Genomic DNA, 20,758 nt, shown 5'->3' on the forward strand with positions numbered 1-20,758 from the left:
AATCCCCTGTTCTTATCTGACTTATTTCATTAAATTTTTCCTATTTAGTACCTACCGCACTCACAAAAAGCACCTCTCATTAATTTATATTATAGTCATTGAAATCTAATTTATTGAAATCATCATACTATATGTTACGTGAGAAGTAAAGGTGTCATACTTAAGTAGTACGTAACTGTACGCTTCAATATCACTTAAACTAGACCTATATTTGCTGAGGAAAAATTATAGAAGCGGCTCCGCTATTGCGAATGTCATTTACTTCCTCTAATACATTTAATAATTATGACAAGCAATGATAGGAGGTTTACTATATGAATGAAGAATATAATACTTTACATGGACCTGCTCTGGAACCAAATTTAATCGGTCCCACACTACCATCAATTCCACCATTTACTTTCCCTACTGGACCTACTGGACCTACTGGAATCACAGGCCCTACCGGTGCGACAGGTTTTACTGGAATCGGAATAACTGGTCCCACCGGGGTTACAGGTCCTACCGGAATCGGAATAACTGGCCCCACTGGGGTTACAGGTCCTGCCGGTATCGGAATAACTGGTCCCACTGGGGTTACAGGCCCTACCGGAATTGGAATAACTGGTCCCACTGGCGCAACTGGTTTAGGGATTCTTCCCGTATTTGGAACAATAACTTCTGAAGTAGGAATCGGTTTTTCAGCAGTAGTTAATACAAATGTCAACTTTACCATTCCAGGACCTGTTAGTGGAACTACTCTAAATCCAGTAGACAACTCCATTACAATTGATACCACTGGTGTATACTCTGTATCCTTTTCAATCGTATTTGTAATACAAGCTATTTCGTCTAGCATATTAAATCTTACAATAAACGATTCCATTCAATTCGCAATTGAAACACGAGTTGGTGGTGCTTCTGGGGTAAGAGCCACATCCGCCAGAACTGATCTATTACCTTTAAACCAAGGAGATGTTCTTCGATTACGAATAAGAGAAGCCACGGGTGACATTATTTATTCCAATGCATCTCTTGTTGTTATAAAGGTCGACTAGTTCTTTTATTACAATAAAGATTCAGGAAAAATAAATATGCACCATATAAAAAGGAGAGGAAAACTTATATTTCAGTCTACCTCTCCTTTTTCATCACAAAATTACTGCTGAACATATATGGAAACTGATCCTCCACTTACTTGGAACTGCCCCCACCCGTCCTTATTAATTGTTACAGTATTTGTTTGATTACCCGTAATATCGTACCATACTTCCCCTGCGTTATTCTTCCCAACATCCATCCACTTTGACCCTCCTGGTCCATCAGAGATTAACGTTGCTAAACCAGAATTAGCATGTACACTATCACCTTCTCTTGTCCAGCCAATTACATCTGGATGATCAAAATAATCACGCTGCGTACCATATGCAAAGTTTTTTCGTGCCGTCAAAATCGGATCAATTTTGTCCTTTAACGCTGGAATTTCATAGTTACTATTTCCTTTTGTACCATAGTAATCACCATAGAAAACAGAAGGATATCCCTCTGCACGCGTTAAAATAAATGCATATGCCAACGGTTTGAACCAAGGGCTCACTACAGATTCCAATGACTGACCAGGCTGTGAATCATGATTTTCAACTAGAGTAACCGCAAGTGTAGGATGATTCGCAACTACCGTTCCTTTTAAAATATTTCTCATATCATAATTCCCATTTCCTGTTGAAGCATACTGAAAATTATAATGCAGTGGTGCATCGAACACAGATTGATTATAATTGACCTTCGCTAAATAATTATTTAAAGTCTGGATATCATTTTGCCAATATTCAGCTACTGTAAACATTTCTTTCCCCGTTTGCTGTCTAACATGATTTACCCAATCGCGCAAATATTCATGATCAATATGTTTAACAGCATCTAAACGAAAGCCATCTAAATTTAATTCCTTCGCATACCACGTTCCCCATTTTTTCATTTCATTCGCAACATCTGGATGATCAAAATCAAGATCCGCGTACATCAAATAATCATAATTCCCATTCTCGCTAGACACTTCCCAGTCCCACGCTTTACCTATGCCCCTAAATTTATAAATTCGGTTTAATTTCTTTCCTTCATCCCAATCTGTTCCGTCAAAATGATACCATTTCCATTTGAAATTAGAATAAGAATCTCCACGCCCTGGAAAGTTAAATCCTGTCCAAGCACTAATTTCATAATCACCTGATACTTCAACATTTCGATTGCTTGGGTCTACCTCAACTGCTGTGACAGTTTCTGTATAATCAGCCCCACCTTTATGATTCATAACTACATCACCGTATACATCGATGTTTTTCTTATGTAAAGCGTCAATTGCAGACTTCAATTGTGCTTTCGTCCCATATTTCGTCCGCACTGTTCCCTTTTGATTGAATTCCCCCAAATCATATAAATCATATGCTCCATATCCTACGTCATTTTGCGTAGTTCCTTTATATGCAGGTGGTATCCAAACAGATGTAATTCCTTTTTGCGCTAAATTTTCAGCATCAGTACGCAAACGATTCCAATGATCCCCATCATTCGGAGCATACCACTCAAAATACTGCATTAACGTTCCATTGTTAACTGTATCTGCATATGCTTTACTCCCCTCATATATACTAGGTAAAAACATAACAACTGACAATCCGACTATTGTTACTCTTTTAAACATCTGTACACCATCCCCTTCTAAGAAAGCGTTTGCATAGTTTATCAGAATTATTATAATATTCGTTCCACCGTTAGTAAAGTAGCAATCTCTCACTCTCCCACATTATTTTTAATCTCACTTCAAATATTCAACGTAGTTTTAATTTCACATCCTATTCAAGATTGTTTACAATTTACCTATAAAAACATAACGGAGGGATTTCTATGACAGACTTTCAAAAACAATTTTTCGTACGATTATATATAGAAGAAAAAGACACAGTTTCATTTGAAGATTTATCTAACATTATGTACGCAATGGCACAAACTGTTCCTTTTGAAAACTTAAATATTCTCGAAAAGAATTTTAAAGAAATATCAAAAGAAAATTTGAAAGAGAAAATTTTAGTAAATAACCGTGGCGGTCTTTGTTATGAACTCAATCCTACTATGTATTACTTCTTGAAAGATTCTGGATTCGATGTTCATCTCGTTTCAGGAACAGTTTATAACGCTACAAACTCCATATGGGCTGTTGATTCTGGCCATATTGCAACCGTTTTAACACATCATAATGAACTTTATTTAATTGAAGTAGGATTCGGATCATACTTACCTCTTGCCCCTGTCCCTTTCTCAGGTGAAGTCATTCACTCTGTTACAGGAGATTATCGTATTCGTAAAGAAATGACCGAAAAGGGAAACTACATTTTAGAGATGCGGAAAAACAATGAGTTCTTGGATCAATCTTCTGCTGATGATTGGACGTTAGGCTATGCATTTTATATAGAAGAAGTGGATGAAGAAAAAGCAAATACAGCACAAAAAATTATCGTTGAACATGAAGGGTCACCCTTTAATAAACTACCTCTTATTGTAAAACTAACTGAAGATGGGCATGCCTCTTTAACGAAAGATAGCCTTACAGTAGCGAAAAATGGTAAAAAAACGAAAGAAACCGTTACAGACATGCAATTTACAAACCTTTTACATTCAAAATTTGGAATTACACTATAAGTATGTAAGCCTTGTTATTTTAGCAAGGCTTTTCAATTTTCAGCAGGGATTTTTTGCAATTTGTTGTATTTCATAGTTATATAGAAATATAACTACATGTTTAGAAAGGAAATGATTATGACAGAACTTAAAGATCGATTACAAGTAGCTGATATAGAAAAATGGGATTTAACAGACATTTACCATACAATTGAAGATTGGGAAAGTGATTTTCATAAAATTGAAGTATTAACGAAGGAATTACACGAGTTTAATGGCAATATTCACGATGGCAATAGTTTATTAGCTTATTTAACGAAGAGTGAAGAAATTTCTAGCATAATATCTTTAATGTTCGCTTATGCACGATTACAATCTGACCTTGATACACGCGATACTGACGCGCAATCTCTTGTCGATAAAGTATCACAATTACACGTGAAAGTAAGTGCAGCTAAATCTTTCTTTTCCCCCTTCTTACTTAGCATAGACGAAAGCACATTACATTCTTACATAGAAGAAACAGAAGGCTTACAATATTATAAAGAAGACTTATTTGAATTATATCGTTATAAAAAACACGTATTGAATAAGGACCAAGAAGCAATTTTATCACAGATGGGTGAAGCTCTTTCTTCTCCACAGCACACATTTGGTATGTTAAACAATGCAGATATATTATTTGGTGAAGTGACGACTGACGATGGAGAAAAAGTGAACTTAACACGCGGAATGTATGCAAAGTTAATAGAAGATACGAATCGTGAAAAGCGTAAAGAAGCTTATAAAGCATATTACAAACCATATGTTCAGTTAAAGAATTCCATCGCATCTACTTTATCCGCTGCTATTAAAAATAATGTTACTGTTTCGAAGCTAAGAAACTATCCATCAGCGCTAGAGAAATCATTATTTGGCGATATGGTTCCGAAAGAAGTATATGAAAACCTTATTGATACAACGAAAAAAAACATTCAAACATTACATACATACAATGAAATTCGAAAAGAAAAATTAAACGTAGATGAACTAAGACAATACGACTTAGGCATCGATTTAGTAGAAGGTGCAAAACAAGACATCCCATATAGTGAAGCATTTGACATTATGATTGCATCACTAGCTCCTTTAGGAGAAGAATATATTGAGACATTAAAAAGTTTTAAAGATAAACGATATATAGACGTAAGAGAAACACCAGGAAAACGTTCTGGTGCTTATAACTTTGGTGTATACGGTGTTCATCCTTTCATTCTTTTAAATCATCACGATGATTTAAATAGCCTGTTCACTCTTACTCATGAATGCGGGCACGGTATGCATACGCACTATTCACATGGATACCAACCAAGAATTTCTGCACATTATTCTATCTTTGTGGCAGAAGTCGCTTCTACAGTAAATGAAGTGTTATTAATTCACTATTTATTAAAAGAAGCAAAAGAAACGAACGTGCGTAACCATTTAGTTAACCATTTTATTGAGAAATTTAAAGGTACTTTCTTTACACAAATCATGTTTGCAGAATTTGAAAAAATCACACATGAAATGGCTGAGCAAGGTAAACCATTAAATGCCCAAGTCTTCAGTGAAATTTATGAAAAGCTATTTAAAGAATATAACGGTGATTCACTTGTATTTGATGAAGAAGTAAAATACGGATGGGCTAGAATCCCTCATTTCTATCGCCCGTTTTACGTATACAAATATGCAACTGGATTCGCATCTGCCATTCAAATCGCTGATAAACTATTAAGCGGCGATCCAAATGCTCAAAAACATTATATTGAATTCCTTAAAGGCGGAAGTTCTGACTATCCACTAAACTTATTGAAAAAAGCTGGTGTTGATTTAACTACGCCAGAACCGATTGAAAGTGCATTGAAACAATTCACTCAACTTGTTGAGGAGTTTTCAGCATTATAAAAAGCATGCAGAGTATATACTCTGCATGCTTTTTTCATTTCGGTTACTTTATGCTAAATGTTGCTGCGTCACACAGTGAATCATGCCACCATACGCAAACAGCTCATTTACATAAATGCCGACAATTCTTCTTCCCGGAAACTGCCCTTCAATAATTTGAAGCGCTAACTTGTCATGCTCATCGCCATATATAGGAACCAATACAACCTCATTTCCAATATAAAAGTTTAAATATGAGCCCTTACAATCTGCTTCTTTTACAGCTTTTCTTGTCACCGGTACTGGTATAAGCTGAAATGGTTTTCCATCTATATTTCTTGCTTGTCTCAATTCTTGATAATGCTTTTCGTACGCCTCCAAAAGGTAGGATTCACTCTCCCCGAAAGGATCATATTCATAAAGAATTGTATTTTCATTTACAAAACGTGCTGCGCCATCAATATGGTAATCCGTATCTTCATCATAATTATCCTCACCACGAATACCAGTTATCCATATAAAATTCGTTACCCCCAAATACTTCGTTAACTCCATTTCAATCTCTTCCTGACTTAGTGTAGGGTTTCGATTTTCATTTATAATAGAAGTTTTTGCCGCCATTAAGGTTCCATTTCCGTTTATCTCTATTCCTCCACCTTCTAGACAGACACTAGATTTAACTTTTGGAATACTATACATCTCACTTATTTTTGCCGGAATAACAGCATCATTTTCATACGGATATTTATCTCCCCAACCATTAAAAACCCAGTGTGTTAAGCAGAGATTGCCTTCCTTATCTTTTACAAAGATCGGTCCATTATCTCTTATCCACACATCATCCGTCTCTTGAACTAAGAAATCAATTTTATCCATATCCACTTTCGCTTCCATTAACTTCGATTGGACATGTACTTTTTCTTCCTCATCATATACAACAATATGCACAATTTCTCCGTAATGAAGCTCCTTTGCCATCGTTACCCAAATATCATCTAGCTTAGCTCTGTAACCTTCACCTCTATGAGCTTTATCATGAGGCCATTGCAGCCATGTACCTTCATGTTTCTCCCATTCCGCAGGCATATAAAACAAACTATTTTCTATATTTCTCATACGTGTTCACCCCTTATATGAATGTACGTACAGTCTATACTTTGACATCGTGTTAAGGTCAACAGGAATATCTTCATTTACTTGTAGCAACTTTATAAGGTGACTCTTTATTTCGCCTTTTTATTATGATAAATTGCTTTCGTACATAGAATAAGGATTGACATAATATTAATGTCAATCCTTATTCTCATTCTATTTTCGTAACTAAAAAACAAATTTGTGTCACATACTCTTCTGCTAAACAATCACATTCAGGCCCCTTTATATAAACCTCATATGGCGAATTAACTATTACACACCCATTTTTTTCAACCCATTCTTCTAACGCTATATAAGCGTAACCAATATAGTCGTAACTTCCATAATGCATAGTAGTAACGATTTGATGTGGACTTAGTTTTTTCATTTCATACTCTTGTGCTACGTCTTCATCATTCCCCTGCATAACCGGGATTCTTAATTCAATATCACTGTTACTTGGAATATATTCTTCATCATAAAAGACTGCAGATGGTGAACCGACTATTTGAAAATTATTTTTTTGTACCTCTTCATATAAGTCATAAAAATAATCATCCATATCATCCATATCTATTTTTACTCTTTGAATAATTATCGTTACTTCATTCCTCATTCCCATTAATATATCGTAATTTCTATGACGAGCAGTATTTAGACTACTATTCACCTTTACCATTTCATTCATTTCTGAAATAACCTGTAAATTTTGCTTCACTTCCTGAGACAACTCGATAATTTGTGATTGTATATGTTGAACAAACGAATCTTGATCCGATGACTGCAAAACAATTTTAATTTTTGGAAGAGGAAATTTATACTCCCTTAGCTTTTTGATTTTCAACGCTACTTCCAGCTGTCCTTGTTCATAATACCTATACCCATTAACCGGATTCACATATGCCGGTTTTAATATCTCCTCTTTGTCATAATGTCTTAACATCCGCGTACTCATTTTACAAATCCGAGAAAACTCAGCGATGGTATACATATCAATACTCCTTGAATACATTTTCTTTTCATTACTTATTTATTAAAACCAATCAAAAATCTTCTTCATTGAAAAATCTTCATTCTGATTTTTCAATCTTCTTATTTTCGAAGGTAACAAATGACTTGGACAATACCACGTTAAACAATTCATCGCGCCTCCCATTGTTGATATTTCTCCTACATGAATTTGAATAACTTGTTTCTCCGTATACTGTTGAATATATCGTAAAACTTCCTCGTCTTTAGCTAGTCCAAACTTAGGAACATACAGAGCATCACATGATTCTAACATATTTATATACAATCCTTTTGCCGATGCTATCTCTTGATCATATTGTCCTTTCTCTGTATACGATGAAGGAACAACTATAAATGCAGCTTCTGGCATTTGTTCTTGAATAATCTCTTGAACACTATATCTAAATTCATGATCCCCTAAAAAATCACTAATAAACATTGTATGTTCATCAATAAATTTAACCATTCCGTCTGCGTGTGCTAGTACATCCCCTTCTTCAGCAGGAATAATAATAACTCGGCTCACATCTAAATCCCATTCTAACTGCTCAATAATTTCCTCTTCTGTCCAATCATCGTTATCATCAAATATGCGTTCTGTTAATATTACAGTATCTTTTTTATTCCAAATAAGATTACCACCATCTAATATTAATGGAGATTTTACATATTCAAAGTCATTCTTTTTCAACCATTTATTAAATTGTTGATCTAAATATCGCCCTTGATCATCTGGCAAATAATTTGGTCGATATTTAAATTTAACTAGATGATTTGTGGCAACCGGTGCAACATCTCTTAGCCAAATATCATCATACTCAAAACAGCTCGTATGAAAGTCTTGTTCTTCAACAGATAAAGATATAAGTTGATCTGCCATTGATTTCTTTTCATTTAAACATTCATTAAAGTAAATCAAGTCTTCATAAAATGGTTGATAATATTCATTCGATTCGTCTGGTATTGCAGTAAAAATAATCCCATTATGTTTTTGTTCCATATTATTTACCTCGCTTTTTAATAGTAGTTACATAACTGATTTCACAAAGCCAACTATTCCTCAATTCATTTCTCTTTTCATTACAACTCATGAACCGCGTATATTTCATGAATGGATTATAGCATGGAGAAATATTATATATTTATATAAAAAATATAAAGCTGACGTTAAGCCTTAAATTGACTCTTGACAAGTTTTTTAAATAACCTATTTTAAAACAACAATAAATGATTAAATGATTTTTTTATCACGATTCAAACCCATTACTTCTAATAGATCGTTTTGATTATATAAATTCACTAAATGCGCTTCTACTCCTATACAAATTCCTTCTAGCGGAAGATCATTTGGATCCTGACCAAAGGGATCTTCAATTTCAACCCCTATTGCTTCAATACCTATGAATGCAAAACTTATAAATGTAAACTATTTTGATTATTGTAATGAACCATATTTACAAAAACCTCTTTCTCTATTAACCTTTTATTCTTTTAAATCACGAAAGTATACAATTAAATAATAGAATCATAAACCCTATCATTATGAGGCTGGTTAAGATTATTTCTTTCAATACCGTTACTCCTTTTTTGCAAAAAGATAAAATATCTTATTTAATTCAACAACAAATGTTCACTATTCTAAATCCCGACGCATCATTTTAGAATTCGCAATGAACAACGCACTAATTAATACAAAGATTGCACAGGCATATAACAATAAATCTAACGGACTATCGTGATCTATAATGATGAGACGCACAATAGCTGTTATACCTATATATATAAAATATCGTAATGGAAAATGAAAATTCATTTGAAAATACTTTATAATCATTACGATGAATTCAAAGTACAAAAAGAATACGACGATACTATCAATTAAATGATAACTAGATTCATTACCATCCAATTTCAGTTCTTGTATAAACTGAATGACTTCTTTCATAAGAAATACACTTAGAACAACCCCTAAGCAAATTAAAGCTACATTTAAAATGTACTGTAAAACGATAGGGAAATACGAAAACACTATTTTAAAATTCTTTAACACAAACATTTTTCTCCTTTACCATATAAAACGAAAAGCGAACATACACTACAATTCAATTATCATTATATTTAATTTTTATTTTTACAAATAATAAGGAACGACAAAATAGGTAAAGATAAGATTTCACCTATTTTGTCTATATAGCAGCACAACGAAATTACAATTAATTACTTCAATGCAATTGGTTGTTGTTGTGTCACACAATGAATCATGCCACCATTTTTATAAAGCTCTCTCACATCAATGCCAACTACTTTACGATCCGGGTATAACTTCTGAATCGTATCGTTTGCGATTTTATCATTCGGATCATTATAATTAGGCACTAATACAACTGTATTCCCAATATAATAATTGATATACGATCCCTTATAATCGAGAGTTTTTCCATTTTCTAAAGCAACTTTTTCTTTACTAAGCGGCAAGTATTCATACTTATATTTCTGTCCTGAAGCATTTTTGGCATCTAACAATGTATTCATATCTTTATTAGATAAACCCCATTCGGCTAGGTCATCTTCTTTCATCGTTACAATGGTAGAGTTATTATGGAATTTAGCAAATCCATCAATATGAAAGTCCGTAATATCTAAATTAGGTACTCCGTCTAACCAAATAAAGTTTGATACCCCAAGGTCACTTATATATTTTTCAATTTCCTTTTCTGATAAATTAGGATTTCTATTTTTATTCGTTACTGCACTTCGAGTTAATAAAGCAGTTCCATTGCTGTCTAACTCAATTGCACCACCTTCAAGGACAAATTTCCCCCAATCAATTCTTTCAATTCCTGATTGTTTACTGACATTCTCTCGTATTCGAGCATCATTTTTGTAAGGCGTTTTCTTTCCCCATCCATTAAATGCCGGGTCTAATATTTTTAAATTTTTATTATTGTCATAAACAAAAATCGGTCCACTATCTCTTGCCCATACATCATCAGTAGGCGCGATAAAGAAATCAATCTTCTCCATATTTAACCCTTCATCTGTTAAAAGCTTATTGATTCTCTTCTTTTCTTCCTGGTCATATGCAACAATGTGGACTTTCTCTCCCTCAGTTAAAGCACTTGCCATCTTAACCCAAATAGGTTCAACTTCCTGCTTATACTCTTCACCATATGTGTATTCATGTGGCCATTGCAGCCATGTACCTTCATGTTTATCTTTTTCATCTGGCATCGTATATTTCCCAGCATTTTTCTGTACCTCTACTTTTTCTCCTTCTTTCCCTTTAACATTTTCATTGTTACCCTCAAAAGAGCATCCACTAATAATCGTTGTAGATAATGTAGCTATTAAACAAAACTTTATTACTTTTTTCATTTTTTCAACCTCCTGTTCTTGTCTCCAATAATGTAAAGCTTCACATAGTGTGAAGCTCAAGCTTTTTTATCAATGTAAAAATTACCAATTATTCTTTACATTACTTAGCATTTAACTACCTATTTTGGTTTATTCAAATGCCAATCACCTTTCTTACCTATTTATCCCGCTATTTGTGGGCAGTAAGTAAAACTTTACAAAATAAAAAAATCGGTATTGATAATTACATATCAATACCGATTTTTTATAATTATTTTCCTTCTATTAAATCATTCGCCATTTTCCTAAATTCTTGATTAAATGCATCATTCATACCATTTTGGACGTTAGAAAATAATATGACAAACGTTCGTTTATCCCAGTTAAAATTATTAAAAGTGTTCCAGCCAGCTAATACACCGTGGTTATGATAATAATCTGGGTAAATATAGAAACTAAATCCATATTTTCTTGCAGGTGATGCAGAAAACATATCTGATACACTTTGTTTAGAAAGTAGTTTACCATCCATAATAGCTTCATCTAACTTTTTCATATCTTCAACAGTCGTATACATTTCACCACAACCATACAGCCAGTTCATTTTTAAGCGAGGCGTGGCTATTAACTTATTATCTTTTTTCGTATACCCTTCTGCTAAGAAAATATCCTCTGGAAGTGTTGCGCCCATTCCAGATTCATGCATTTCAACAGGAGTCAAAATATTTTCTTTCACATATTCAGCAAGTGGTTTATTCGATATTTTTTCTACAATATATGCAAGCACCATATAATTATAATCTGTATATTTCCATCCTGTCCCTGCTGGAAATTGTAACGTTTGTGCCCCAATCCACGTTACTAATTTTAACCGTGATGCTGCGTCAACACTACCTTGTCCCTGTTCTGGTAATCCAGACGTATGTGTTAACAAATTTCGTAACGTAATGTTTTTATCTGCCGGAAACGATGGGATATATTTATTTACATTGTCTTCAATGTTCAACTTCCCTTTTTCTTTTAGTTGCATAATAGATATTGCAACAACTGTTTTCGTAATAGACCCAATGCGATATTTCGTTCTTGGAGTTGTTAATACTTGATCTTTCACATTCGCATAACCGTACCCTTTTCGTAAAATGACATGATCTTTACTTGCTACAAGAACACTCCCATTAAATCCTTTATCTTTTAAGTACTGATCTAGTTTTCCAGCTGCAATTTCATAACGCTTTTTCGCATTCGCATCAACTTCCTGCTTAACATCTTTTTGCTTACTATTTACATTTAAAAATGCCTTTACATCATATTTTTTTCCTTTATTTGCATGTATTAGTGTAACAACACTTCCACAAAAAACAGCAAAAATAAAGAAAACGATTAACCATTTCTTTAACATACTAGGAACCCTCTTTTATCTAGTTTCACTTAACGTACATCCATTCTATTTTATATCTTTTAATTATCAAGTATATTATAATATTATTTAATATTCACTATGTTAAAACTAGATTCCTTTTTCTCATTTTCAATTTTGACTACTCTCTATTGTATTTCTTTCTAGCAAAATTTCCAACATACAATCGGATGCATTACACTATAATTTCAAATTCTTTTGTAACATTTGTTACATACTAAAAAGAATGGAGATGTAATATGAAAAACACCGATAAACGCAACCGTTTAGATGATAAGATGTTTCATTATCGGATAACAAAAAACAACATGGTATTAATTGAATATTAAGGAAAACAAATTATGATATTAAAAGGAAATGATGCTGAAAAATTTTTAAATAAAATAAATCATGCAAATAACGATAAAGAAAAACAGCTAATTATGGCTAAAATTACAGGTAATTTCAAAAGAGGTAATGAACGAAATTGAAAACGAATCTCATTTACATTTTGATTATACAACAAATAAAAAAAGAAATGTCGCTCATTCAACATTTCTTTAGACTTTCTTCACAAAAAATTTACATTGCTAACATTCCTTTATTTTCTATAATTCCTATATAAGCTAACCGCTGAAATAGTTAGTAATACAACTATGCATAACCACGCATACGTATATCCCTTCTTATCTACAATATAACCAAATAAAGCAGGTGCAACAATAATGGAAATTTGATTTAATGTAAGTGCAAAACTCACTGTCATCCCTACCGATTCTTCACTTGCTGATTCTGCAACTTCAGTTATAAAAAGACTAAACCATCCAATCGAAAAGAACCCTAACAATGCACTTACACCATACAATACATTCGTTATTGTATGTATGCTCATTACTAATATTAGAATGAAGAGAATAGAAATACAAACAGTTATAAATAAAGGGGTGCGCCGATTTCCCTTATAAAACAAATCACTAGTAGCTGCTAATATAACCCTACCAACCATTCCAGAAAAGAACATAACGGAAAATACTTTTCCAGCTAAAATTGGCGTGATTGATTGTTCCAATACTAAAAATTTTATAAAGTGTGCAACTAACACCATTTGCAATGAAATCATACAAATGCCAGTTATATAAATTGCATACAACTCTTTTTTACACATCACTTCTTTTAACTGCATCCAAAAAGAAAGTTTAATACGTTCTTGTTTAACTTTCTCTTGAATATATGGTTCCTTATAAAATATAAAAAATAAAAACCCTCCAATTATACAAATGCATGCAATACTATTTACCGCATAAGCCATATTATATTTTATTGTAAGAAACGGGATCAATACTCCCGCTAACGTGCCACCAATCGGTATACCAGCTTGTCTAATCCCCATTGCTAACCCGCGATTTTCTTTTGGGAACCACTTTATTATCACCTTACTTCCTCCTGGCTGCGAAACACTATAAAACGTTCCTACTAATAAAAGTACAAAGAGTAACCCATTAAATTCATTGACCATATTAGTCAGTAAAAATGAACCTCCTAGTAAAAATGAGCTTATCGAAATTAACAACTTTTCATTGTATTGATCAAGTAGCCGCCCGACAAAAAGCATACAAAATAGCGGTCCTATATTTACAACACTTACTAGCAATCCACTCTCCGTATTCGTAAGTGCATATTCTTCTTTCCAAAATAATGCAAACGCTCCAACACCATACGTTATAAGTGTCGCTGTTGTTTGAGCAACTGTCGCAAAAATTAACATAACCCACTTATAAGTACTATTCACCCTTTCTTCCATTAACACAATAATCCCTCCATCCCCCTTTCATTGTATGAAAGTTCTGATATCATATAAAATAAAGATTTATTATGTAATCCATCAAAAAAAATGATACCTTTTATGGAGGGATGATACTTGGATATAAAAGATTTAACTGTATTTTACGAAGTTGCGAAAGAAAAAAACATATCTCACGCAGCGAAAAATTTAAACTATGTACAGTCTGGCGTAACAATGCGTATGAAACAACTAGAAAACGAATTAGGTGTGCCTTTATTTTACCGAAACGGAAAAGGTGTAACTTTAACTTCTAACGGTGAGATTTTATTAACATACGCCAAACAAATTATCCACTTAATAGATCAATCTGTTAAAGCAGTTCAAAGTAATGGGATCGAACCAAGAGGCACTTTAAAAATTGGATGTACAGAATCTACAACCGCTGTAAGACTTCCATCTATATTAACAGCCTATTATGAGAAATACCCAAAAGTCGAATTGATTTTAGAATCAAATACGACGGAACAATTGATTAGGCTTGTATTAGAACGAAAACTGGACGGAGCGTTTATAGCTGGCTCTACTCAGCATACTGAACTTCATACAAATATATTTCGTGAAGAAGAATTAGTTCTCATTAGCAAAAATCCTTTATCTTCCTTTAAAGACATCGGAGACATGAATTTACTTGCATTTAGTCGCGGGTGCTATTATAGAAATTTATTAGAAGATTGGCTTCAAGAAGAAGGAATTTCACCTAAGCGAGTATTAGAGTTCGGAACAATTGAGGCGATACTCGCATGTGTAAAATCAGGTATGGGCATAGCAATTATGATGAAGTCTATTTTAAATGATCATAAACATGACATATCATTCAACCCTTTACCAAATAGCTTCAAAAAAGTTCCTACTACTTTTATTACTAGAAAAGATATATATCACTCTGCTGCATTACAAAAATTTATGGAGATGACTCACAATGCGTGAAAAGAAAATACGTGGTATGAAACGAAAAACAAACACTTTAATAAAGCGAATTGAGGAACATACAAAAACTTTCCCTTCTATTTTCTATAACGATGAATATTGGAATATGCTATTGCCAGTTTCGCAAACTTTTATCGACTCTCGTAAAACACCTAGAAAAGTAAAGCGATTATGTATTCAAACCTTATTAAATCAAGCAAATCATTTAATAAATATGAAACCGAGCGATACACATACATATCGAGTTGTTGTTTTAATTTCTATAAATAATTTGTGGGGTTCGCAAATCATTATATTTAAAAATGAGGACTACTTTCATAATTTTTTTAATAGAAATAGTGAATTTCAAAAATGGATTCTTCTTTCAAATGAAATTGATTTTTGGGAGAAATTAGAAATTCCAGTTTGTCATTCCTTCGAAACGCTTCGCTTTCAAGAAATTATTTATGATGAAGATGAATGCTACGAAAAAGAGATTCTGTTTATCGGGGAGTTAAATTAAAAAGGGTGTACCTAAAACACTGGTATACCCTTTTTCACTTATTTCCCCTTCAATACACTATGTAATCGATCCGGATAATTTGTAAACATTCCTGTAGCACCCCATTTGATTAACAGTCTCATATCTGGTTTCTCATTAATTGTATAAGGATGAATTAACAGTCCATTTTTCCTAGCTATTTTCATATATGATTCATCAATAATTAGTTCTCCGTTATCATTACGTAAGTTTGGTCCAATACCAGCTGCATACTTTTTAATTTCTTGAAAATCATCATTCGTTACACTTTTCGGTTCATGTGTAATGCCAGACCATTCAACAATTTCATTGTTTTCATTTGGATAATACCAAAGCAATTGAACTAACGGAATATTTTCATTCATACTATGAATCTTTTTCAAACTATCTTTACTAAATGATTGAATCATAACACGGCTAGATGACATGTTTTGACCTACTAAATTATATTTATTTAACAATGCTAACAATTTCTCTTCCATTCCTGGATACACATCTGGTGATTTTGTTTCAATGTAATACTTCATGCTTCTTCCATACTTTTGGAAGATTTCTTCAAGAGTCGGAACTTTTTGCCCAACATACTCTTGCTTAGCCTTTTCTGGATACGCTTTATTAAACCACGTTCCTGCATCTAAACTCTTTATTTCGCTTAACGTTTTATCACGTACTTCGCCTGTTCCATTTGTAGTGCGATCAACTGCTGTATCATGCATTGCAATTAATTGGCCATCCTTTGTTAATTGAATATCTAACTCTAAATAATCCGCTTTCATTTTTTTCACTAAATCATAAGAAGCAAAAGTATGCTCAGGTGCATGTCCACTTGCTCCGCGATGTGCAATATTTAAAAACTTATTCGTATTCCATTCATGCTTCCCTTCTGCTTTCGCATGAACAGCTCCCCCAACAAAGATACTTCCCGTCATAAAGAAAATAACTAAAACGCTAATAATCTTTCTCATCCTTCTAACCCTTCCTACGTTGCAAATTTCAACAAGCTAATGAGATTTACACGAAATAGAAGACACACTTTCATTATTTTTATAGACCTATATTAAAATTCCAATCTTACAAATATACTTTATCTATATTATTAATATAGAAAACTAGTATTATCCTATTTAATTCCTATAGTCCTCCTTTTCATATGTAACTCTCTATTTTGTACGATTCATTCAATAAAAAAAGCCATAAATTATTTAGAATACACTCCTGTATCCCTAAATAAATTTATGGCTTTTCTCAAATATCTCCGGCCTCTATTAACTTGTCGAATTTAATCATACCAAACCTATTGAAATTTGTGAATATTTTTTTCAGTACAGTGAAGCACATAAAACAATATTTCTGTAGTTACTTAAAAATCACATAATAAATTTCTCATTACCTCTTCCAATACTATATCTGGATTTACTACCGTTTTTTCCGAACGCCATCCGATAAAGCCATCTGGTCTAATTAATACAGCACCTCCATTCTCTATACCATATAATTTGCTAAAAATATCTTCTGGAACAACAAAGTCTCCACTTAAGCCAACACGATACCCTTTTATATTTATTCCTAATTTAGCTGAAACAGCATGTGCTGCCTCAGCCCAAGAACTATTTTCTACTCCTGTAAGTAATACAAAACTGTTACCGAATAAGTCTAATGTAGAAACTTTCTTTCCTTCATACGTTCCCCATAAATGCGGTGCTCGTGTTCCAGGTCTCCCGTTCAACTCTATGCTATCCATTCTATGTGGAGTGACTGAATTATCTATAATTGCCTCTGAACAATACTGATATCCAACTGTAACAGCTAAAACATCCATATTATTCAAACTGCCTTCCTCTCTATTCGCAGCACGAAACAGTAAACTACTTGCATAAGCTGTCGTTAATTTTGCAACAGAGTGTCTCTCTTCATGATATGTTTCTAACAATTTTGGTTTTGCCTTCCCTTTTATAACAGCCGCTAATTTCCAAGCTAAGTTATGCGCATCTTGTATTCCTGTATTTGAACCAAATCCTCCTGTTGGCGGCATAATATGTGCTGAATCTCCAACTAAAAAGGTTCGATTTCCTTGAAATTTCACCGCTGTACTTTCGGCCGCTTCCCACGGTAAAACACTTAATATTTTTGATTCAACATTTGTACTTCCAATTGCTATTTGAATAATTTGTTTACAACGTTCTATAGTGAAGTCCTCTAGCCCCTCTCCTTTTAATGGATCGTAGGCTACATGATAAATCCATTTTTTTACGTTATCAACTGGGATAAGTGCACCAAGAACCTCCGGATGAAGTACCATCGAAAAACCGAATGCGTCTCCTTGTATAAACTCTCTTAAATCAGCTTCAAAATAAATATTCATATAATAGCCACCAATGGTTCCACGCCCCTCAGTTTTAATCCCTAACTGCTCACGTATTTTACTTTTCGCTCCATCCGCTGCAATTACATAGTCACAATGTATGACACTTTCTTTTTCTGTTTCACGATTTCGAATCTTTGCTTTTGCCCCGTTTTCATTTTGTTCAAATGAAACTAATTCATGATAAAAAGATAGTTGCCCGCCTAGCGTTTTTGCTTCTTGTAACATCATCTCTTCTAAAATAATTTGATAACATGCAGTTTGTTTTGATGGACTAATCTTTTCTATTTTTTGAAGTAACTCTTCATCGTTTCTGTATTGCGTCGCTCTCATTTGTTCCAATTCTTCTTTATTTGCCTCAGCTATTGTATGAACCGCTATTCTTCCTCGGCAGTTCTCTAATGCTTTACCTGCCAATTTAATTCTTTGTTCCAAGCCTAATTCTCGAAATAACTCCATTGTACGTAAAGTAAGACCGCCTGCTTTCGGATGAATGGCAGTAGACGGATGCCTTTCAATAAGTAAGTACTCAATGTTATGTTTTGCAAGAAATAACGCAGACGCTAACCCAGATAATCCCCCTCCAACAATTAAAACTGGTACATAATTCGATTTCATATATTTACCCTCCACATCATTGTTCTGAGCTCAGTGACATAAATATAATCAAAAAAAACATTAAAATATAGACTTATATTTCATTTTGAATTATCATATAGATAGATTACGCCCCAAAATCCCTTTTACCTTTTCATACATCTATAATCCACCTGAATTATGTCTGTATGAAAGTGTAAAACAAAAGAACGTACTTTACGTTGAACTATGTTCTATCGTAAAAATCAAAAATAATAAAAACATTATAAACGGTCGTAACCTTATGGATTATACAAGGTTACGACCGCTTATTTTATTGTTACATCATTTTTTGTTTTTAAAACTTCATCTATTGTGTTATGTAGTCCTTCCAATCCCTTTTCTATCTCCCTATAATTTTCAAAAATAAAAAATTCATTCGTCTCGATTTTCTTTCCCAATATTGCACCTCATACAACAATCATGTAGCATTACCGTATCGAAGTAATGGTTCGTTATCTTAAACCTTTCGACTAATTAGCAGGAGGCAAAGTGATTGAAATGAATAAACAAGAACAATTAAATATTATAAAAAAAGATTTTATTGATTCTCAAAAAGTATTATTGGCAATTGGTGATGAAACACGTCAAGCTATTTTATTAGTGCTAATGGAAACGGAATGTCAAACAGGATTACGTGTAGGAGAAATCACGAAGCAAACACACCTTTCCCGTCCAGCAGTATCACATCACCTTAAGATTTTACGAGAAGCTGGCATTATTTTAATGAGAAAAGAAGGTACAAAGAATTTTTATTATATTGATATACGTACAAAATTAGGTTTATTAAAAAATCTTGTATTAGATATTGAGAAGCTATTGCAAAACTTTTATTAAAACTTGGAGGTATAAGAAATGAAAGCAATGATAATTGATAGATATGGAAAAGTCCCAATGCGTATGGCAGAGGTACCTACTCCTGAAATAAAAGAGTATGAGGTGCTCGCAGAAATTCATGCAGCTAGTATTAACCCAATTGATTTTAAAATACGCGACGGAAAAGTAAAAATGTTACTGAAATATGAAATGCCCCTAATCCTTGGTAATGACTTTGCCGGTGTCATCACGAAGGTTGGATCAAAAGTAACTCGTTTTAAAGTTGGTGATGAAATATATGCTCGCCCAAGAAAAAATAAGATTGGTACTTTCGCGGAGTATATAGCCATTCATGAAGATGATATAGCTTTAAAGCCGAAAAATTTAAGTTTTGAGGAAGCTGCTTCGATTCCACTTGTTGGCTTAACATCATATCAAGCATTACATGACATCATGCAATTACAAAAAGGACAAAAGATTTTAATTCACGCTGGATCCGGTGGTGTTGGTACTTTCGCAATTCAGTTAGCAAAAATAATGGGTGCTACTGTTACAACGACTGCTAGTGAAGCTGGTGCAAATTTAGTAACGTCTCTTGGCGCAGATGAAATTATTAATTACAAAACAGAAAAATTTGAAGATATACTAAAAAATTATGATGCGGTATTTGATACAATCGGCGGTGCAACGCTTGAAAAATCATTCAATATTATAAAAAGCAGAGGAAACATTGTTTCCGTTTCAGGTATGCCGAATGCACGCTTCGGTAAAGAATTTGGTTCAGGATTCTTTAAAACTCTCTTATTTTCATTAGCCAGCAAAAAACTTACTGCACTTGAAAAAAAGCATAATGCTCAATATTCATTTTTATTTATGAAGCCAAGCGGGGATCAATTACGTACTATTGCAAACTATATTGAAGCCGGAAAAATCAAACCGGTAATCGATCGAGTCTTCCCTTTTGAAGATGCGCAAAAAGCAATGGAATATTCAGAGTCTGGAAGAGCAAAAGGAAAAATAATTGTAAAAATTAAATAATAATAAAACCTCCATTTTCTTAAAATGGAGGTTTTAAATTTGCTGTTAAATAGACATAGTGCAATGAAGTCCTTACAATAGATTGCAAGGGGAAATATTATATTATACTTTTAGTTAACTTTACAAAGAATACATACGTACAAATACATAACTTAAAATACA

The 20,758-nt window shown here is 33.3% G+C and carries 19 protein-coding genes and 1 pseudogene; 8 read left to right on the plus strand and 12 right to left on the minus strand.

The annotated features are described in order from the left end of the window. The first annotated feature begins 314 nt into the window (after window positions 1-314). Window positions 315-1,037 (plus strand): exosporium leader peptide-containing protein, encoded by a 723-nt coding sequence (locus tag NZ044_RS16960; protein WP_340949875.1) that lies wholly within the window; start codon window positions 315-317, stop codon window positions 1,035-1,037. A gap of 101 nt (window positions 1,038-1,138) precedes the next feature. Here NZ044_RS16960 and amyS read toward each other — a convergent pair whose 3' ends face one another. Beyond that, window positions 1,139-2,680, minus strand: a complete 1,542-nt coding sequence (amyS, locus tag NZ044_RS16965; RefSeq protein ID WP_000476900.1) for an alpha-amylase — start codon at window positions 2,678-2,680, stop codon at window positions 1,139-1,141. A gap of 203 nt (window positions 2,681-2,883) precedes the next feature. Here amyS and NZ044_RS16970 point away from each other — a divergent pair, with 203 nt between their 5' ends. Both NZ044_RS16970 and pepF read left to right on the plus strand, forming a co-directional pair. After that, window positions 2,884-3,675 carry an arylamine N-acetyltransferase family protein gene (locus NZ044_RS16970; protein WP_000129232.1) on the plus strand — a complete coding sequence of 264 codons (792 nt, stop codon included), beginning with the start codon at window positions 2,884-2,886 and terminating at the stop codon, window positions 3,673-3,675. A gap of 117 nt (window positions 3,676-3,792) precedes the next feature. Further along, window positions 3,793-5,580 carry an oligoendopeptidase F gene (gene pepF / locus NZ044_RS16975; protein ID WP_000137532.1) on the plus strand — a complete coding sequence of 596 codons (1,788 nt, stop codon included), beginning with the start codon at window positions 3,793-3,795 and terminating at the stop codon, window positions 5,578-5,580. A gap of 48 nt (window positions 5,581-5,628) precedes the next feature. On the opposite strand, the gene NZ044_RS16980 is transcribed toward pepF, so the two are convergent. The 7 genes and pseudogenes from NZ044_RS16980 to NZ044_RS17010 all read right to left on the minus strand — a co-directional run bounded on the left by NZ044_RS16980 (window position 5,629) and on the right by NZ044_RS17010 (window position 12,457). Next, the gene (locus NZ044_RS16980; protein WP_001244188.1) at window positions 5,629-6,675 is read right to left on the minus strand and encodes an agmatine deiminase family protein; all 1,047 of its coding nucleotides are present in this window, start codon (window positions 6,673-6,675) and stop codon (window positions 5,629-5,631) included. Window positions 6,676-6,862: 187 nt separating this feature from the next. Beyond that, complete coding sequence (locus tag NZ044_RS16985; protein ID WP_000287988.1) at window positions 6,863-7,684, minus strand: MerR family transcriptional regulator; 822 nt, start codon at window positions 7,682-7,684, stop codon at window positions 6,863-6,865. A gap of 42 nt (window positions 7,685-7,726) precedes the next feature. After that, a complete protein-coding gene (locus NZ044_RS16990) occupies window positions 7,727-8,704 on the minus strand; it encodes an agmatine deiminase family protein (protein WP_000435525.1) in 978 nt (325 codons plus the stop codon). A gap of 231 nt (window positions 8,705-8,935) precedes the next feature. Then, a pseudogene (locus NZ044_RS16995) lies at window positions 8,936-9,127 on the minus strand (bestrophin family protein); the annotation flags it as partial. A gap of 210 nt (window positions 9,128-9,337) precedes the next feature. Next, on the minus strand, window positions 9,338-9,754 hold the full coding sequence (gene psiE / locus NZ044_RS17000; protein WP_000916570.1) for a phosphate-starvation-inducible protein PsiE: 417 nt from the start codon (window positions 9,752-9,754) through the stop codon (window positions 9,338-9,340). A 167-nt stretch (window positions 9,755-9,921) separates the two neighbouring features. After that, on the minus strand, window positions 9,922-11,079 hold the full coding sequence (locus NZ044_RS17005) for an agmatine deiminase family protein (RefSeq protein ID WP_000755771.1): 1,158 nt from the start codon (window positions 11,077-11,079) through the stop codon (window positions 9,922-9,924). 250 nt (window positions 11,080-11,329) lie between these two features. Continuing rightward, window positions 11,330-12,457 carry a serine hydrolase domain-containing protein gene (locus tag NZ044_RS17010; protein WP_000915206.1) on the minus strand — a complete coding sequence of 376 codons (1,128 nt, stop codon included), beginning with the start codon at window positions 12,455-12,457 and terminating at the stop codon, window positions 11,330-11,332. 359 nt (window positions 12,458-12,816) lie between these two features. Here NZ044_RS17010 and NZ044_RS17015 point away from each other — a divergent pair, with 359 nt between their 5' ends. Continuing rightward, window positions 12,817-12,945 carry a hypothetical protein gene (locus NZ044_RS17015; protein ID WP_002044322.1) on the plus strand — a complete coding sequence of 43 codons (129 nt, stop codon included), beginning with the start codon at window positions 12,817-12,819 and terminating at the stop codon, window positions 12,943-12,945. 110 nt (window positions 12,946-13,055) lie between these two features. Here the strand turns inward: NZ044_RS17015 and NZ044_RS17020 are convergent, their stop codons facing one another. Next, window positions 13,056-14,255, minus strand: coding sequence for an MFS transporter (locus tag NZ044_RS17020; protein ID WP_015945864.1), 1,200 nt, complete (start codon window positions 14,253-14,255; stop codon window positions 13,056-13,058). A 117-nt stretch (window positions 14,256-14,372) separates the two neighbouring features. Here NZ044_RS17020 and NZ044_RS17025 point away from each other — a divergent pair, with 117 nt between their 5' ends. Both NZ044_RS17025 and NZ044_RS17030 read left to right on the plus strand, forming a co-directional pair. Then, window positions 14,373-15,224: a LysR family transcriptional regulator gene (locus tag NZ044_RS17025; protein WP_000351677.1), complete on the plus strand. Its 852-nt coding sequence runs from the start codon at window positions 14,373-14,375 to the stop codon at window positions 15,222-15,224. Next, window positions 15,217-15,726, plus strand: a complete 510-nt coding sequence (locus tag NZ044_RS17030) for a DUF3916 domain-containing protein (RefSeq protein WP_001208325.1) — start codon at window positions 15,217-15,219, stop codon at window positions 15,724-15,726. The genes NZ044_RS17025 and NZ044_RS17030 overlap by 8 nt, the downstream gene beginning before the upstream one ends. Window positions 15,727-15,764: 38 nt before the next feature. On the opposite strand, the gene NZ044_RS17035 is transcribed toward NZ044_RS17030, so the two are convergent. From NZ044_RS17035 to NZ044_RS17045, 3 genes are all read right to left on the minus strand, one after another. Beyond that, complete coding sequence (locus NZ044_RS17035; RefSeq protein ID WP_001226361.1) at window positions 15,765-16,709, minus strand: glycerophosphodiester phosphodiesterase; 945 nt, start codon at window positions 16,707-16,709, stop codon at window positions 15,765-15,767. Window positions 16,710-17,104: 395 nt separating this feature from the next. After that, the gene (locus tag NZ044_RS17040) at window positions 17,105-18,724 is read right to left on the minus strand and encodes an FAD-dependent oxidoreductase (RefSeq protein WP_000841683.1); all 1,620 of its coding nucleotides are present in this window, start codon (window positions 18,722-18,724) and stop codon (window positions 17,105-17,107) included. Between the two features lie 287 nt (window positions 18,725-19,011). Then, a complete protein-coding gene (locus NZ044_RS17045) occupies window positions 19,012-19,143 on the minus strand; it encodes a hypothetical protein (RefSeq protein WP_000516656.1) in 132 nt (43 codons plus the stop codon). A gap of 91 nt (window positions 19,144-19,234) precedes the next feature. Between NZ044_RS17045 and NZ044_RS17050 the strand changes: the two genes are divergently transcribed. Together NZ044_RS17050 and NZ044_RS17055 are read left to right on the plus strand one after the other, a co-directional pair. Then, entirely contained in the window at window positions 19,235-19,579 is a 345-nt protein-coding gene (locus tag NZ044_RS17050) for an ArsR/SmtB family transcription factor (protein WP_000571870.1), read from the plus strand. Between the two features lie 18 nt (window positions 19,580-19,597). Further along, complete coding sequence (locus NZ044_RS17055) at window positions 19,598-20,596, plus strand: NADP-dependent oxidoreductase (RefSeq protein WP_079245796.1); 999 nt, start codon at window positions 19,598-19,600, stop codon at window positions 20,594-20,596. Window positions 20,597-20,758 lie beyond the last annotated feature (162 nt).

Source organism: Bacillus sp. FSL K6-1338, assembly GCF_038006965.1.
Taxonomy (GTDB): domain Bacteria; phylum Bacillota; class Bacilli; order Bacillales; family Bacillaceae_G; genus Bacillus_A; species Bacillus_A thuringiensis_S.

Bases quoted from the DNA above. Each gene is read 5' to 3' on its own strand.
- NZ044_RS16980 (WP_001244188.1), bottom strand. From the start codon at position 6,675: ATGAGAAATATAGAAAATAGTTTGTTTTATATGCCTGCGGAATGGGAG.
- NZ044_RS17040 (WP_000841683.1), bottom strand. From the start codon at position 18,724: ATGAAATCGAATTATGTACCAGTTTTAATTGTTGGAGGGGGATTATCT.
- NZ044_RS17030 (WP_001208325.1), top strand. From the start codon at position 15,217: ATGCGTGAAAAGAAAATACGTGGTATGAAACGAAAAACAAACACTTTA.
- NZ044_RS16970 (WP_000129232.1), top strand. From the start codon at position 2,884: ATGACAGACTTTCAAAAACAATTTTTCGTACGATTATATATAGAAGAA.
- NZ044_RS17005 (WP_000755771.1), bottom strand. From the start codon at position 11,079: ATGAAAAAAGTAATAAAGTTTTGTTTAATAGCTACATTATCTACAACG.
- NZ044_RS16985 (WP_000287988.1), bottom strand. From the start codon at position 7,684: ATGTATACCATCGCTGAGTTTTCTCGGATTTGTAAAATGAGTACGCGG.
- NZ044_RS16960 (WP_340949875.1), top strand. From the start codon at position 315: ATGAATGAAGAATATAATACTTTACATGGACCTGCTCTGGAACCAAAT.
- pepF (WP_000137532.1), top strand. From the start codon at position 3,793: ATGACAGAACTTAAAGATCGATTACAAGTAGCTGATATAGAAAAATGG.
- NZ044_RS17015 (WP_002044322.1), top strand. From the start codon at position 12,817: ATGATATTAAAAGGAAATGATGCTGAAAAATTTTTAAATAAAATAAAT.
- NZ044_RS17010 (WP_000915206.1), bottom strand. From the start codon at position 12,457: ATGTTAAAGAAATGGTTAATCGTTTTCTTTATTTTTGCTGTTTTTTGT.
- NZ044_RS17055 (WP_079245796.1), top strand. From the start codon at position 19,598: ATGAAAGCAATGATAATTGATAGATATGGAAAAGTCCCAATGCGTATG.
- NZ044_RS16990 (WP_000435525.1), bottom strand. From the start codon at position 8,704: ATGGAACAAAAACATAATGGGATTATTTTTACTGCAATACCAGACGAA.
- NZ044_RS17035 (WP_001226361.1), bottom strand. From the start codon at position 16,709: ATGAGAAAGATTATTAGCGTTTTAGTTATTTTCTTTATGACGGGAAGT.
- NZ044_RS17020 (WP_015945864.1), bottom strand. From the start codon at position 14,255: ATGGAAGAAAGGGTGAATAGTACTTATAAGTGGGTTATGTTAATTTTT.
- amyS (WP_000476900.1), bottom strand. From the start codon at position 2,680: ATGTTTAAAAGAGTAACAATAGTCGGATTGTCAGTTGTTATGTTTTTA.